Raw genomic sequence first — 15,337 nt, forward strand, 5'->3', positions numbered from 1 at the left:
ATGACTTCGACACTTCTGCGCGGCCGCACGCTGAGCTTCTTGCGCTGGCCCGAAGCCATCGCCGACCATGCCGCCTGGCGCTATGAGGAGGATGGCGGCCTGCTGATCCGCGATGGCCGAATCGTTGCCGCCGGCGCCTACGCTGATGTGGAAAGGCAGGCGGGCGACGGTGCGAAAAAGATCGATCATCGGCCGCATCTGCTGCTGCCCGGCTTCATCGATGCGCATGCGCATTTTCCGCAGATGCAGGTCATTGCCTCCTACGGCGCCGAACTGCTCGACTGGCTGAACACCTACACCTTTCCCGAAGAGACCAAATTCGCCAACGCTCAGCATGGCCGCCGCATCGCCCGGCTGTTCCTGGACGAGATGGTGCGCCACGGCACGACGACGGTCGCCGCCTACTGCTCGGTGCACAAGGCGTCTGCCGAAGCGTTCTTTGCCGAATCGCATGCGCGCGGCATGCTCAACATTGCCGGCAAGGTGATGATGGATCGAAACGCGCCGGCAGGCGTGCTCGACACGCCGCAATCCGGCTATGACGATACGAAGGCACTGATTGCGGAATGGCACGGCAAGGGCCGCCAGCTTTATGCGATCACGCCGCGCTTCGCCATCACCTCCTCGCCCGAGCAGTTGGAGATGGCCGGCACGCTCTGCCGCGAGCATTCCGATCTACACATCCAGACGCATCTGTCGGAAAACCACGCCGAAATCGCCTTCACGCAAAAACTCTATCCGCAGGCGCGCGACTACACCGATGTCTACGAGCAGTATGGCCTGCTGGGGCCAAAGAGCCTGTTCGGCCACTGCATCCATCTCTTGGAACGCGAGGCCGATGCGCTGTCGGACAGCGGCTCGGTGGCGGTGTTCTGCCCGACCTCGAACCTGTTCCTCGGCTCCGGCCTGTTCGACTACCAGCGCTTTCGTCGCCGCGACAAGCCGCTCAGGATCGCTGCCGCCACCGATGTCGGCGGCGGTACCAACTATTCGATGCTGCGCACCATGGACGAGGGCTACAAGGTGATTGCGCTGAATGGCGAAAAGCTGAACCCGTTCCAGTCCTTCTGGCAATTGACACGTGGCAATGCCGAGGCGCTGTCTGTGGCGGGAAAGGTCGGCACGCTGGATGAAGGCACCGACGCGGACATCACCGTGCTCGATGCCCGCGCCACGCCGGCGATGCGGCTGAGGATGGAGACTGTGGAGACGCTGGCGGAGGAGCTGTTCCTGCTGCAGACATTGGGCGACGACCGCGCGGTGCGCGAGGTCTATGTCGCGGGGCGGCCGGCCAAGAGCGATATGATCGCGGGTTAGGACTCATCATCCGCGCGGGACAAGATGATGATTGCGCCTGGTTGCCAAGTGGTTCCCCCACTCCGTCGCCGCTTCGCGGCGCCACCTACCCCCCTCCGAGGGTGAGGAAGGGAGCCTTTGCTTCGGAGGACGGGCGCCGGTTCGGACAGCTTGGCGCCCTTCCTCTACCCCCGTCGATCGGGGTCGATCGGGGGAGAGGTGTCGAGAGAAGCTCGACGGAGTGGGGGGCGACCCTGGCGGGGCAAGACATCACCGCGACGAGACCTTGACCGGGCGGAGCTTGTCGTACACACGATTTGTAACGATTTCGGAGAACAAAAATGACCGCCGCGGACGACATCGCTCTGATCCAGAAACAGGAAGAGATGCTGGTCTTCCCGGCCTTCGACGAGGCTGTCGCTTTCAAGGTTGGCTGGGCGATCCGCGAGCGGGCGCTGGCCGAAAAGCTGCCCATCATCATCGACATCAGGCTGTGGGATCGCCCGCTGTTCTATGCCGCGCTGCCCGGTTCGAACGCCTCCAACCCCGACTGGGCTCGACGCAAGATCAATGTGGTGAAGCGCTATCTCAAAAGCACTTATCGCCTGGTGCTTGAGCAGCAGCGTCCGGACCGCACCTTCAAGGTCGGCGAGGGGCTGGATATTGCTGATTACGTACTAGCCGGCGGCGGGTTTCCGGTGACTGTAAAGGGCGTCGGCGTCATCGGCGTCATCGCCGTCTCCGGCCTGCCGGAACGCCAGGATCATGGCGTCGTCGTCGATGCACTGTGCGATCATCTCGGCGTCGATCGGACACAATTGGCGCTGCCGCCGGAAGATAAATCGTGACGCTAGCGCTGCCCCTCATCCGCCTGCCGGCACCTTCTCCCCGTATAGTGACGGGGAGAAGAGAAGCACCCCAACGCCGGCGAACCCCTCTCCCCGTCTCTATACGGGGAGAGGGTAAGGGTGAGGGGCGGCGCCGGCTTTTCGGAAGCTTGCAAACCGCGGATGGCGGCCAATTATGACCGTGCTCGATCCCAAATCCTTTCTCATCTCGATCTTCAATGCCGCTGTTGCCGCTGCCGATCCGGAGCGAACGATCAGGGATCATCTGCCGGCTAGGCCGAAGGGCCGCACCATCGTCATCGGCGCCGGCAAGGGCTCGGCACAGATGGCCGCTGCCTTCGAGAAAGTGTGGGACGGGCCAATCGAAGGGCTGGTCGTCACCCGCTATGGCTATGGCGCCAGATGCGAGCGCATCGAGATCATCGAGGCGGCGCATCCGGTGCCGGACGCAGCCGGTCTCGAAGCCTCGCGACGCCTGCTCGAAAAGGTGCAAGGGCTGACTGCGGACGACCTGGTAGTGGCTCTGATCTCAGGCGGAGGATCGGCGCTGCTGCCGTCGCCTGCCGCCGGCCTGACGCTCGCCGACGAAATCGCCGTCAACGAGGCGCTGCTTGCCTCCGGCGCGCCGATCGCGGCGATGAACACAATCCGCAAGCATCTCTCGACCATCAAGGGCGGCCGGCTGGCAGCTGCCGCCTGGCCGGCCAAACTGGTATCACTGGTTGTCTCTGACATTCCCGGCGACAACCCGGCGCTGGTGGCCTCCGGCCCGACCGTGCCCGACTCCGGCAACCGGGCCGATGCGCTGGCCTTGATAGCGGCCTACGGCATGAAACTGCCCAACGCCGTCATGGCGCACATCAACTCGCCAGAGGCCGATGCGCCAGATCCGGATGACCAGCGCTTTTCACGCAATGAAGTGCACCTGATCGCCTCGGCTGGCGTGTCGCTGGAAGCGGCAGCCGCTGAGGCAAAACGGCAGGGCATCGAAGCCGTCATCCTCTCCGATTCCATCGAGGGCGAGGCGCGCGAGGTCGGTGGCGTGCATGCAGCCATTGCGCGCGAAGTGGCGACGCGCAACCGGCCGTTCAAAAAGCCGGTGCTGATCCTGTCCGGAGGCGAGACGACCGTGACCTTGCGGGCCCCTGTTGACGGAAAAAGGGGCAAGGGCGGCCGCAACTCGGAATTCCTGCTTGCCTTTGCCATCGGCATCAGCGGCGCGGGAGGTATTCATGCACTGGCCGCCGATACCGACGGTATCGATGGCTCGGAAGACAATGCCGGCGCCTTTGCCGATGGCTCGACTGTCTCGCGCGTGCGTGCCGCCGGCGTCGACGCCAAGGCGATGCTGGCCGGCAACAATGCCTGGACGGCGTTCAACGCGATCGGCGATCTGTTCGTGCCGGGGCCGACGGGTACGAATGTGAATGATCTGAGGGCAATCCTGATCAGTTAATTCGGCCGTGGCGGCCGAAGTTTCCAACGTTGGATTCACGACCGTAGGTGATTGGCTGAAGCCACTCAGCTTCGTTATCCCTGGGCGAAGCAGGAGCGAAGCTCCTTGCTCCGCCCGTGGATGACGATGTCGCTGAGGCTTTCGCTCATCTCACGACCCCATCAGCCGCTTCACCTCTCTCATATCCCTGAGAAACCGCTCGCGCTCTGCCTCCTTGTCCGCGGGCTCATGAATACGCAGGATAAAGGAGGGGTGGATGGTGATGAATACGCGCAAGCCATCCTCGCGTTCGATCACCTGGCCGCGCATTTTCGTCACAGCAATGGCCTTGCCCAGCAGCGACAACGCCGCCGTTGCCCCAAGCGCCACGGCGAGGTCCGGCTTGATCAGCTCAAGCTCCCGGCCGATCCACCAGCGGCAGGCCTGGACTTCGCCGGTATTTGGCTTCGAGTGGATGCGGCGCTTGCCGCGCGGCTCGAACTTGAAGTGCTTGACGGCGTTGGTGACGTAGACTTTTTGCCGGTCGACGCCTGCGTCATCGAGAATTGCATCGAACACTTTGCCCGCTGGCCCGACAAAAGGTTTGCCGGCGAGATCTTCCTGATCGCCAGGTTGTTCGCCGACGAAGACCACTTTGGCGTCATCCGGCCCCTCGCCGAACACGGTCTGTGTCGCGTCGCGCCAGAGCGGACAGCGACGACAACCCTTTGCAGCCTCGCGCAAATCGGAAATCGTCTTGGCATCGTCTTCATCCGGCGCCTCGGCCGGCTCGGGCTTCGGCCAATGTCTTGCCTGCAGCTTGGCGTGGTGCGGCGCCGGCGTTGTCGGCAGTCTGGCAATCATATCCCTGGCGGCCTCGTCCGCTCCTGCGATCAGATCTGGAATGAGCGAGGCCTCGGGAAGGTTCCGCCAATATTTCTTCGGCATCTCCTTCTGCATCGCCTTCACCTTGAGCCGCGCCGGGTTGAAGATGTTTTCGAAATAGGTCAGCCACAACGCCTCGGTGTCGTCCTGATCGGGTGCATCGCCCTTGGCCGCACCCGGCCCGATCGCCAGCCTTTCGCCGTTCCAGTCGGCGGAGGCATAGGGCGTCAGGATGGTCCAGCGCATGCCGGTGAACCGCCGGACGAAGAAATCCGCGTTGCGCTCGACAATGAAATGCTCCGGCTCGAACCAGGCGACGTAGCGCTCGTTCTCGCCGTCGCCGATCTTCCGGAAGCGTACGAAGGCATGCATCTTATGGCTGTCGCGCCGCACCGCCTTTTCCATGGCTTCGAGCCGCCTGGTGTCGGGATCGGATGCGATCGCCAGCAGTTTCGGCTCGGTGCGCAGGCGCCAAAGCATCCAGTAGAGAAAGGCAAACCGGCCGGGGTCGGAGTGGCAGAAGGCGGTTTCGGCATGGGCGATGAACTCGCGCGGGACGGTAAGCTGCGCGCCCTCTGGCACCGCCGGCAAGGCATCTTGAGGATCATTGGCGTCGGACCCGACACCCCAACTAATATCCTCAGGTCGGACCTCATTCAGCGCCAGACGCCGTGCCGCATCGCGCCAACCGGCGAAATCGGTCTGGCTCGCTAGCCGGACAGTGTATCGGGCAAGGTCGAGCTGAGCCGGCTGCATGGTCAAAACAGCGACAGTTGTTCGCAGGACTTTACGATCGTGTCGCGCAGGCCTGTCTTGTCGGTGAGTCCGCCCGGCGACCAGCCTTCGGCGATGATGAAGGGCCTCAGCTTGGCGATCGAATGGCAGATCCGTCCGACATCTTCCAGCCGCATGCGTCGGTGGCGGCGGGTTTCAAGGATCTTCGCCACCACCTTGGTGCCCAGACCCGGAACCCGCAGCAGCGCTTCGCGGTCGGCGCGGTTGATGTCGACGGGAAACCTCGCCCGATTGCGCAAAGCCCAGGCGAGCTTGGGGTCAATGGCGAGATCGAGCATGCCGTCGCTGCTGCCGGCGAGGATTTCCGGCTGCGAAAAGCCGTAGAAACGCATCAGCCAGTCGGCCTGATAGAGCCGGTGCTCGCGCATCAGCGGCGGTTTTTGCAGCGGCAGCGACGATGACGAATCCGGGATCGGGCTGAAGGCGGAATAATAGACGCGCCGCAGGTGATAGCTGCCATAGAGCCGCGCGCTGGTGTGCAAAATGCCGTCGTCGGATGTCTTGTCGGCGCCGACAATCATCTGCGTCGACTGACCTCCGGGCGCAAAGCGTTCGCGCTTCTTGGTCCTCAGCGTCGGCTCGGCCTTTTCCTCCATCTTCCGGCGCAGGTTCGCCATGGAAAGGCGGATCGTTTCCGGCTTCTTCTCCGGCGCCAGTTTCTTGACGCCCTCATCGGTCGGCAGCTCGACATTGATCGACAGCCGGTCGGCATAAAGTCCGGCCTGCTCGACCAGTTCGGCCGAGCTTTCCGGAATGGTCTTCAGATGAATATAGCCGGAGAATTTTTCGTCCAGCCGCAGCCGCCGCGCCACTTCCACCATTTCGGCCATGGTCTCGTCGGGCGAACGGATGACGCCGGAGGACAGGAACAGGCCTTCGATGTAGTTGCGCCGATAAAAGTCCATGGTCAGCTTCACCACCTCGTCGATGCTAAAGCGGGCGCGGCGCACATTCGATGACGAGCGGTTGATGCAGTAGCTGCAATCGTAAATGCAGAAATTGGTCAGCAGGATTTTCAGGAGCGAAATGCAGCGGCCATCCGGCGCGTAGGAATGGCAGATGCCCATGCCTTCTGTGGAGCCGATACCGCCGGATTGGAGCGAATCCTTCTTCGCCGAGCCGGACGAGGCGCAAGAAGCATCGTATTTGGCGGCGTCAGACAGGATTGCCAGCTTTTCACGGACGGTGGGTGCGCTCATCCGTTCATGATATGTTCTTGAAGGCTGCAGCGCCACCTCATTTGATGCAGGCGGCGAAGAAGTAATCGCCGCCTTATCGTCGGGCTAGCAGGACGACTGCCCGAGTTCCAGGCGGTCTCTCAGACCTCGTGGAGGTAGAGGTGGTAATCCAGCTCGCTGACGGTGCGGGCGACGCGCAGATACTCCGACTGCTTGATCGCCACGAAGGTGCGATGCAGATCCTCGCCAAGCGCCTCTTTCAGGAAGCTCGAGGCCCGCGCCGCCTCGATCGCAGCGCGCCAGTCGACCGGCATGGTCGTGCGCGTGATGGCGGCTTCATAGCCATTCCCAGTGGTTTCGGGGCCGGGGTCGAGGCCTTCATCCAGACCCTTGATGATGCCGGCCAGCACCGTTGCCGCGATCAGGTAGGGATTGGCGTCGACACCCGACGGCCGGTGCTCGATGCGCCGGTTCTTGGCGTCGCCCGCCGGGATGCGCAGCGCCACCGAACGGTTGTTGACGCCCCAGGTCGGCGCCACCGGCGCATAGGACTGCGAGACGAAGCGCCGCCAGGAATTGGCGTGCGGCGCAAACACCAGCATCGATTCGGCCATGGTCTGGATCAGCCCGCCGAGCCCCTGCAGCAGCGGCAGCGACCAGCTTTCGCCGCCAGCCTCGGCAAAAACGTTACGGCCGTTCTTGTCCTGCAGCGAAACATGGAAATGCATGCCGGAGCCGGCGTATTTTTCGATCGGCTTGGCCATGAAGCAGGCGGTGACACCATGGCGGCGCGCCTGCGCCCGCACCAGCCGCTTCAACATGACGAGGTCGTCGGCCGCCCGCATGACATCCTTGCGGTAGTTCAGCGTCAGCTCGTACTGGCCGGGCGCGTATTCGGAAATCACCGTTTCGGCCGGAATGCCTTGCGCCTTAGCCGCGGCATAGATGTCGGAAAACAGCGGCTCCATGCCGTGCAGATGGTCGACGGAATAGACTTCCGTCTTGGCCGAGCGGCGGCCGTCGAGCACGGCGTCCGCCGGCTTTACCTTGCCGTCGGCGTCACGCTCATTGGCAAGCAGGAAAAATTCGAGTTCGAAGGCGCCGGCGGGATAGAGGCCCTTGGCCGCCAAGATGTCGACCTGCCTGGCCAGCGCCAGCCGTGGGTCCGACGACATAGGCTGTCCCTCGAGATGGTACATCGCCATCAGCAACTGGCCGCGCGGCGGGTTCGTGCCGTAAAGCGGCACCAGCGTGCCGGGGATCGGCCATGCCCTGAGATCGCCGTCTCCAGTCGTCCAGATCAGCCCGGTTTCGTGCACATCCTCGCCGGTGATGTCGAGGCCGAGGATCGAGATCGGCATGTGGCGGCCGCCCTCGAAGATGCTTTTCAGCTCATGCCGGCGCACGATCTTGCCGCGGCCGACCCCGTTGGCGTCGGTCAAGACGATATCGAAGGCTTCGATTTCGGGATGGGCGTCGAGAAAGGCTTGCGCCTCGGCGGGCGTCGAGCCCGAAGGTGAAGTCATGATTAGTGTACTCGAGTTTGGCTTGGCAGCTTGTCTCATGCCGTCAGCCTTGCCGCAACCGTGGCGAAGGCGGTGATCAGCCGGTTGACCTGGGCGCCGGTGGTGGCCGGTGAGATCAGCATCATGTTGTGAAAGGGCGCGATCAGCACGCCTTGGTTGACCAGCGCGACATGGATAGCCGCCTCAAGCTCCGGCGCATGGGCAGTCTCGGCTTCGGCGCCGTTCCTGAGCGGGCCAGGGGAGCAGATGAACTCGACGCGGGCGCCGACGCGGGCGACATGCCAGGGCAGATTGTAGCGATCGATGACGCCGGTCAGCCCGGCATCGAGCCGCAGGGCGAGGCGATCCATCCGGGCATAATTCTCCTGCGTCATCACCTCTTCGAGCGTTGCGCGCATGGCTGCGAACTGCAGCGGGTTCGCCGACAGCGTCGTGCCCATGCCGGAATAGCCCGGCTCCTTGGTTCGATTGTAGTCGGCATAGCGCGAGGCGACCTCGTCGCTCATGCCCCACACGCTTGCCGGCACGCCGCCGGCGATCGGCTTGCCCAGCACGAACAGGTCGGGCTGTAGTCCGAATTTCCTGGTGTAGCCGCCGGGTCCAGTCGAAATCGTGTGGGTCTCGTCTATCAGAAGCAGCGTTCCGGCCGCGCGCGTCAGTTTGCGCAAGGCGTCGTGAAAACCCGGATCGGGCAGCACCATGCAGGAATTGGTCAGCACCGGCTCAGCAATGACGCAGGCGACATCCTTGTCCTTGAGCGCTGCTTGCAGCGCGGCGACATCGTTGAATTCAATGACCTTCGCCGTCTTGGTCAGGTCGCGAAACTCCCCCGCCAGCCCCGGCCGATTCACGGGCTTGCCGTCGACCATCCGGACCATCGTCTCGTCGACCGAGCCGTGATAGCAGCCGTTGAAGACCAGTATCTTTTCGCGGCCGGTGACGGCGCGGGCGACGCGCAGCGCGAAGCGGTTGGCGTCGGTGGCGGTGGTGGCGATCTGCCAGAACGGCAGACCGAAACGCTCTTGCAGCAGCGGCCCGATGGCCAGCGCATCTTCCGAAGGCAGCATATAGGTCAGGCCGCGCCGGGCCTGGCGGCGGATGGCGCGCGCCACCGGCGGCGGCGAATGGCCGAACATCGAGCCGGTGTCACCGAGGCAGAAATCGTCGAGCCGGTTGCCGTCGATATCCGTGATGGTGGCGCCCTTGGCGCTGTCGACCAGGATCGGGAATGGCGTCGGCCAGTCGTTCATCCAGTGCATCGGCACGCCGCCGAAGAAGCCTGGCAGGCCGTTACCGACCTTGGCCTGCGATTTCGGCCGCGCCTTGCGGAAGGTGTTCGCCTCGCTTGTCCGCAATGCAGCGATGCGGTCACGGCTGATACCGCCGATGGACGCTTTTGAACTGTTCGTGCTGTGCATGAAATCCCTCTCGGCCGGCACACTACCCAATTGGCGACGGCAACCGCAATTGGCCGTGTTGGTGCGCTGCATTGGGTCAGCAGCAAGTTCGGCAGACTTGACCTTCCGGCGCAGTCGGGCGCCAATGCGATCGGGTCTGTGGTTTGGGGAGAAAAATGCGGACGATCATCTGCGCTATTGCGCTACTCTTGTCGGCCGCTGCGGCTTCCGCATCGGGCGGCGTCTGGTGTTCCGTCGATGACAAAGCGGTGCAATTCGAGGTCGGCGCCGGGGTCACCAGAGGTATGGGCGGCCCGACCTTCAATTTTCGCGGCGATCTCGAGATACTTGGCCGGCCGGAAGGCGACAGTCTGCGCAAGACCGTCTTCGAGGATTCCGACCTCACCCAGTACTGGCTGGACGACAAGGAGTTGCGGCTGAACATCTACCACGAGCATCAGCTCGGAGATAAATTCAACTCTGTCGAACTGACGATCCTGACCAAGACCAGTGACGAGGGCGTCTATGGCGGCCGGTACACGCTTGCCGTCTACGACAACGCCGCCGACACGGAACAGGACGGCAAGCCGAAAGAATTGACCGGCAAGGTGTCGTGCGGAGCCGAATAGGTCACGCCGAGATGTCGATGACGCCGCAGTCGCCGGCGGCACTGCCGAAGGCGACCCGGCGCTCTTCCTTGTCCCACATCATCGCGGTGATGGCGCCCATGCCTGGGCGGCGCAACAGCACCTCTTTGGCATCGGTAAAGCGCACCGCCATGACCATGCCGTCATCATAGCCGACGGCGACGACATCCTGGCTCGGATGGCAGGCAACCGATGTCACCATCGCGTTGCCGCGCGTGCCGAGCTCCAGCGGCGCCTTGCCCATCGGGCCGTCCTTGCCCGAAAACGGCCAGACGATCGCCGCCGGCGCGCCGGAACTCGCCAGCCACTTGCCCTTCACGCTCCACGACAGGCTTTTGACCTTGCCGGGATAGCCGGTCATGCGCATGTGCTTGCCGTCGGCGAGCTTCCAGCCATGCAGCGCGTTTTCCTGCATGGTGGTGACGAGGAAGGCGCAATCCGGCGAGAAGGTCACGCCGGTATGGGCGCCGGCCCATTCCAGCTCCACCGGTCTGCCCTCGGCGGCCGGGAAATGCAGCGTCGCGCCATTGTAGCGGGCGACGCCGAAGCGCATGCCCTTGGGGGAGAAGGCCAGCCCCTCGACCGAACGTGGATGGGCAAACTCTTTGGTCTTGCCGTCGGCAAAGCGCACGAAGGCAGTCTTGCCTGTGGCATAGGCGATAGCGCCTTGCGGCCCGGCGGCAACGCTGGTGATCCACTTCTTGCCCACGCTGGCGAGTTCGCTGACATTGCCGCCGGCGGCAACGGCAAAAATCTTGCCGTCCTCGCCGCCGGTGATCAGGCGGTCGTTGGCGGCGTCATGGAACGTGGAGAGCAGGCCGTCATTGGCCTGAATTGTCTTGTGGCCGTTGTCGAGCCTATGAACTGTCCCATCGGCCAGCGCAAAATGCGGCACGTTGTCGAGGAAGACGGCGGCAAGGCAGTGACCTTCCAGGTCGAGGGGAGCAACTGTGGGCATCAGGACCATTCCAATGAAGCTGTCACCACTCCCGGGAAGCCACTGAGGCGGCCAGGCCTGGCGTCAACCTTCTCCCCTTTTGGGAGAAGGTGGATCGGCGCGCAGCGCCGAGACGGATGAGGGGTGTTGGACGGATCGCCGTCGGTGCCGAGCTGGAGCACCCCTCATCCGACCTCGCTTCGCGAGGCCACCTACTCCCACAAGGGGAGAAGGAAGAGCGGGCAGCGCTAGCGCCATAGAGTCCGGAAATCAAGCCGCCTGGCAGGCGTCAAAGCTCTTCTTCAGCCGTTCGGCGTCAAGCTCGCGGCCGATGAACACCAGCCGGCTCTCATGCTTTTCGCCGTCTTTCCAGGCGCGCTGGTGGTCGCCTTCGATGATCATGTGCACGCCCTGGATGACATAGCGCTCGTCGTCGCCCTTGAGCGCGATGATGCCTTTCAGCCGCAGGATGTTGGGACCTTCCATCTGAGTGATCTTCTCGATCCACGGGAAGAATTTCTTCGGGTCCATCTCGGCGCCGCGCAGCGACACCGACTGCACGGTCACGTCATGGATGTCGGAGGGATGCGCGTGATCGTGATGATGATGGTCGTGATCATGGTCGTGGTGATCGTGGTCGTGATCATGGTGGTCGTGATCATGATCGTGCGCCTCGAGAAAATGCGGATCGTTTTCCAATGCGCGCGACAGGTCGAAGGCGCCGCGGTCGAGCACTTCGGACAGCGCCACGCCGGCGCGCGTGGTGCGGTGAATCCTGGCCGCCGGGTTGATGGCGCGGATGGTCGCTTCGACCTTGGCCAGCTCTTCGGGCGTCACCAGGTCGGTTTTGTTCAGCACGACAACATCGGCAAACGCGATCTGGTCCTCGGCTTCCTTGGAATCCTTCAACCTGAGCGGCAGGTGCTTGGCGTCGACCAGGGCCACGACAGCGTCGAGTTTGGTCTTGGAGCGCACGTCGTCGTCCATGAAGAAGGTCTGCGCCACCGGCACAGGATCGGCGAGGCCGGTGGTCTCGACGACGATGGCGTCGAAGCGGCCGGGACGGCGCATCAGGCCTTCGACGACCCGGATCAGGTCGCCGCGCACCGTGCAGCAGACGCAGCCATTGTTCATTTCGTAGATTTCCTCGTCGGATTCCACGATCAAATCATTGTCGATGCCGATCTCGCCGAATTCATTGACGATGACGGCATAACGCTTGCCATGGTTTTCCGACAGGATGCGGTTGAGCAGCGTCGTCTTGCCGGCGCCGAGATAGCCGGTGAGAACGGTCACGGGGATTTGCGTCTGTGCTTCGCTCATATCTTGCCTCGAAATGGCTGGGCCACGGAATTGCGGGCCGCAAGAAGGGATTGTTGGCCTGATATAGGATGTGTGCCGGCCTTTTGCACGAGGCAAACCGCCTGGGTGTTGACCCAGGATTGACGAAGCGGATGGGTAGACCCGAGAGGCCGAGTGCGAGGGATGCCGACCATCAACGTGTCGCTGGAAACGCCTCTTCGTTGACCTGTGCTAAGCCGCGCCGCGTCAAACCGTTGCAATCGCCTTGGCGGAAGCTCGTTTGTCATCTAACTGAAATAAACATCTGGCATCACCATTTCGAGCACCACAAATGCTTGCCGGCAAAGCTGTTTCGAAAGCCGGAATCTTTTTGATCGTCGATTGCCAACCGGCCGGCTGCGTCTATGCTGCACGCACCGGTACGGCCGAAGAGGGATCACCATGGCCAAGGCGGACAAGACTGCAACGATGAGCCGGCTGCATTCGGCGGCAAGGCTGGCAAGGACCGCGCTGGCGGCGCGGCTTCTGGCGCACGGCTTCTATGCCGGCCAGGACCAGATCATGCTGACGCTCGACCGCGAGGACGGCCAGACGCCCGGCAATCTCGCCGGCCGCCTCGGCGTGCGCCCGCCGACCATCACCAAGACCATCAACCGGCTGCAGGCCCAGGGCTTTTTGGAAAAGCGCGCCTCTTCCGCGGATGCACGCCAGGCGCATATCTTTCTCACCGACACCGGCCGCGAGATCATCCACGCCATCGAGAAGTCGGTGAAGAAGACCGAGAAGCAGGCGTTGAAGGGCCTCGACAAGAAAGAACAGAAGACGCTGTTCAAGCTGCTCGCCCGCATCGAGGCCAATTTGTCGAACGAGGAGCTGGTGCTTGTCGACGACGATGGCGACATCGACGATTGATCTTCCTGACCTAGGCGGCTACCGAAGGCCCGCGCACCAGGGTCGACCAGCGGCCGGGCGTCAGGCCGAATGCTTTCTTGAAATGCCTGTTGAAATGGCTCTGGTCGCTGAAGCCGGCGCCAACGGCAATCTCGGCCAGCGGCTCGCCCACCTCGATCATCCGTCTTGCCTTTTGCAGCCGGCGCATCAGCAGGAACCGATGCGGGCTGGTGGAATAGGTCGCGCGAAAATGGCGTGACAGCGCATAGCGGTCGAGCCCGGTGACGGCTTCCAGCTCATCGGAACGAACGGACCGCTCGGCATTCTCTTCGAGATAGCCGCGCGCCAGCGCTGCCGCACGCGAGGCCGACTTCCCCATCGGCTTTGCTTTCTGTCCCGCATGACGCCCCAGATGCTGCGCCAGCTCCGCAACGAAATCGGCGATGAACAGCTCGTCCAGTTCCTCATCGAGCGGCGACAGGGCCGAAAGCAGCGTGCCACGCAAGGCAGGATCGCTGACCACAGCATCCCTGACGAAAGGCAGCGGCGCGCCGTCGAGGCAGTCGAGCAGCAGAGACGGTTCCAGATAGAGGATCCGGTAGCGCAGACCATCCTCGGTCCCGGCGCCGCCATCGTGCACTTCGTCGGGATGCAGCACGATAACCTGGCCGGGCAGGCTGTGGTTGACAGTGCCCCTGTAGTGGAAGCGCTGCACACCGGAAAGCGTCACGCCGACGGCAAGCGTATCATGACGGTGCAGGTCGAAGGCGTTGCCATGGAAATGCGCCTCGATGCGCTCGATGCCAGCGGTAACAGGCGCCGACACGATCCGGTCTTCATCCGCGCACGAACGTTCAAGACCCTGCGTCGCCTCACCTTCTAAATCGTGCGTCATCACCTATCCCTGCCCTTCATGGGCGTGCTCCGGAGTCCTCATCTTGGTGTTCGATACGAAATTTGCAATCGTGCTGCGGGACGATCTCGCCGTCTGGCAAAAGCTCAACGTCGCCGCCTTCCTGACCAGCGGCATCGTCGCGCAATTCCCCGCCATTATCGGCGAACCCTACCGCGACCGCGCCGGCAACCTTTACAATCCTCTGTCGATCCAGCCGGTCATCGTGCTTTCGGCCGATGGGCCGACGCTCAACTCCATCCACCGGAAGGCGCTGGAGCGGGGCGTGACGGGGTCAGCCTATGTCGAGGAGATGTTTGCCACCGGCTTCGATGCGGCCAACCGCGCGGTCTTCGCCGAGTTCAGGCCTGAGGACGCCAAGATCGTCGGCATCGCGCTACGTGCCGACAAGAAACTCGTCGACAAGATCACCAAGGGCGCCCGCATGCACGCCTAATTCAGCAGGAAGCGTGTGACGGCGCTCATGAATTCAGTCGGCCGCTCGACGTTCAGCATATGGACGCCCGGAAGCAGTGTAAGGGTGGCGCCGGGGATGCTGGCTGCGATCGCCTCGCTGTGGCTTGCCAGCGTTACCTTGTCGTCTTCTCCACCGATCACCAGGGTGGGGGCGGTAATGAGGGAGACAGTCCGGCGCAGATCGCAATCGCGTACGGCGGCGAAGCATCCCGCGAGACCTTGGGGCGGCGTCGCCAGGACCATCGCGCGGAACGCGTCGACGGTTTCGTTTGGGCCGGCAAGCATCGAGGCGGGAAACCAGTTGTGCATGAACATGTCCGCGGTGGCCGACATGTTGCTCGCTGCAAGGACAGTACTTATCTGCTCATCAAAGTAAGACGCCGGCCCGAGATGCGGCGAGGTGTTGGAAAGGATGAGACGCTCGATGCGATCCGGGGCATGGATACCCAGCCACTGCCCTACGAAGCCGCCCAGCGACAGCCCGCAGAAATGCACGCGGGCGATTTGAAGCGCATCCAGCAGCTCAAGGACGTCGCGGCCCAGCCGATCAAGCGAATAGGCTCCGGCCGGCGCATCGGAACTGCCATGGCCGCGTAGATCATAGCGCAGCACCCGGAAAGATCCGGCAAGTTCCGCTAGCTGCCGGTCCCACATATGCAGGTTCGTCGCAATGGAATTCGAGAGCACAAGCACAGGGCCGGCCCCCGCCAGCTGATAGGCGATCCGGCAGCCGTCGCCCGTCGTAAAATAAAGCGTGTCAGTCATCTGGTCCTCATCTCACCCTGGCGAAAGGAGTTCGATGCTCCCGCCGCCCTTTGAATGAGCCACCCT

The 15,337-nt window shown here is 63.1% G+C and carries 14 protein-coding genes; 6 read left to right on the forward strand and 8 right to left on the reverse strand.

Annotated elements, in window-relative coordinates:
• The 3 genes from guaD to NKJ76_RS17625 all read left to right on the forward strand — a co-directional run bounded on the left by guaD (position 1) and on the right by NKJ76_RS17625 (position 3,600).
• Positions 1–1,317, forward strand: a complete 1,317-nt coding sequence (gene guaD / locus NKJ76_RS17615) for a guanine deaminase (protein ID WP_352536348.1) — start codon at positions 1–3, stop codon at positions 1,315–1,317.
• A gap of 320 nt (positions 1,318–1,637) precedes the next feature.
• Complete coding sequence (locus NKJ76_RS17620; protein ID WP_352537985.1) at positions 1,638–2,144, forward strand: heme-degrading domain-containing protein; 507 nt, start codon at positions 1,638–1,640, stop codon at positions 2,142–2,144.
• 175 nt (positions 2,145–2,319) lie between these two features.
• Positions 2,320–3,600 carry a glycerate kinase type-2 family protein gene (locus NKJ76_RS17625; RefSeq protein ID WP_352536350.1) on the forward strand — a complete coding sequence of 427 codons (1,281 nt, stop codon included), beginning with the start codon at positions 2,320–2,322 and terminating at the stop codon, positions 3,598–3,600.
• 150 nt (positions 3,601–3,750) lie between these two features.
• Here NKJ76_RS17625 and NKJ76_RS17630 read toward each other — a convergent pair whose 3' ends face one another.
• The 4 genes from NKJ76_RS17630 to NKJ76_RS17645 form a co-directional block, all read right to left on the reverse strand.
• Positions 3,751–5,220, reverse strand: coding sequence for a UdgX family uracil-DNA binding protein (locus NKJ76_RS17630; RefSeq protein WP_352536351.1), 1,470 nt, complete (start codon positions 5,218–5,220; stop codon positions 3,751–3,753).
• A 2-nt stretch (positions 5,221–5,222) separates the two neighbouring features.
• Positions 5,223–6,458: a putative DNA modification/repair radical SAM protein gene (locus NKJ76_RS17635; RefSeq protein ID WP_023694722.1), complete on the reverse strand. Its 1,236-nt coding sequence runs from the start codon at positions 6,456–6,458 to the stop codon at positions 5,223–5,225.
• A gap of 119 nt (positions 6,459–6,577) precedes the next feature.
• Positions 6,578–7,963, reverse strand: coding sequence for a glutamine synthetase family protein (locus NKJ76_RS17640; RefSeq protein WP_023695949.1), 1,386 nt, complete (start codon positions 7,961–7,963; stop codon positions 6,578–6,580).
• Between the two features lie 35 nt (positions 7,964–7,998).
• Positions 7,999–9,381: an aspartate aminotransferase family protein gene (locus tag NKJ76_RS17645; RefSeq protein ID WP_352537986.1), complete on the reverse strand. Its 1,383-nt coding sequence runs from the start codon at positions 9,379–9,381 to the stop codon at positions 7,999–8,001.
• A gap of 155 nt (positions 9,382–9,536) precedes the next feature.
• On the opposite strand from NKJ76_RS17645, the gene NKJ76_RS17650 reads away from it, so the two are divergent.
• Positions 9,537–9,989: a hypothetical protein gene (locus tag NKJ76_RS17650; protein ID WP_023714569.1), complete on the forward strand. Its 453-nt coding sequence runs from the start codon at positions 9,537–9,539 to the stop codon at positions 9,987–9,989.
• Between the two features lies 1 nt (position 9,990).
• Here NKJ76_RS17650 and NKJ76_RS17655 read toward each other — a convergent pair whose 3' ends face one another.
• A complete protein-coding gene (locus tag NKJ76_RS17655) occupies positions 9,991–10,965 on the reverse strand; it encodes a WD40 repeat domain-containing protein (protein ID WP_352537987.1) in 975 nt (324 codons plus the stop codon).
• Between the two features lie 249 nt (positions 10,966–11,214).
• Positions 11,215–12,267 (reverse strand): CobW family GTP-binding protein, encoded by a 1,053-nt coding sequence (locus NKJ76_RS17660; RefSeq protein ID WP_023683509.1) that lies wholly within the window; start codon positions 12,265–12,267, stop codon positions 11,215–11,217.
• Positions 12,268–12,687: 420 nt separating this feature from the next.
• Between NKJ76_RS17660 and NKJ76_RS17665 the strand changes: the two genes are divergently transcribed.
• On the forward strand, positions 12,688–13,158 hold the full coding sequence (locus tag NKJ76_RS17665; protein ID WP_023671361.1) for a MarR family winged helix-turn-helix transcriptional regulator: 471 nt from the start codon (positions 12,688–12,690) through the stop codon (positions 13,156–13,158).
• Between the two features lie 10 nt (positions 13,159–13,168).
• Here NKJ76_RS17665 and NKJ76_RS17670 read toward each other — a convergent pair whose 3' ends face one another.
• A complete protein-coding gene (locus NKJ76_RS17670) occupies positions 13,169–14,032 on the reverse strand; it encodes an AraC family transcriptional regulator (RefSeq protein ID WP_352537988.1) in 864 nt (287 codons plus the stop codon).
• Between the two features lie 46 nt (positions 14,033–14,078).
• On the opposite strand from NKJ76_RS17670, the gene NKJ76_RS17675 reads away from it, so the two are divergent.
• Complete coding sequence (locus NKJ76_RS17675) at positions 14,079–14,486, forward strand: DUF2000 family protein (protein ID WP_352537989.1); 408 nt, start codon at positions 14,079–14,081, stop codon at positions 14,484–14,486.
• Here NKJ76_RS17675 and NKJ76_RS17680 read toward each other — a convergent pair.
• A complete protein-coding gene (locus NKJ76_RS17680; protein WP_352537990.1) occupies positions 14,483–15,271 on the reverse strand; it encodes an alpha/beta fold hydrolase in 789 nt (262 codons plus the stop codon). The genes NKJ76_RS17675 and NKJ76_RS17680 overlap by 4 nt on opposite strands.
• Positions 15,272–15,337 lie beyond the last annotated feature (66 nt).

The organism is Mesorhizobium sp. M0029 (assembly GCF_040323735.1).
In the GTDB taxonomy this organism is placed as follows: domain Bacteria; phylum Pseudomonadota; class Alphaproteobacteria; order Rhizobiales; family Rhizobiaceae; genus Mesorhizobium.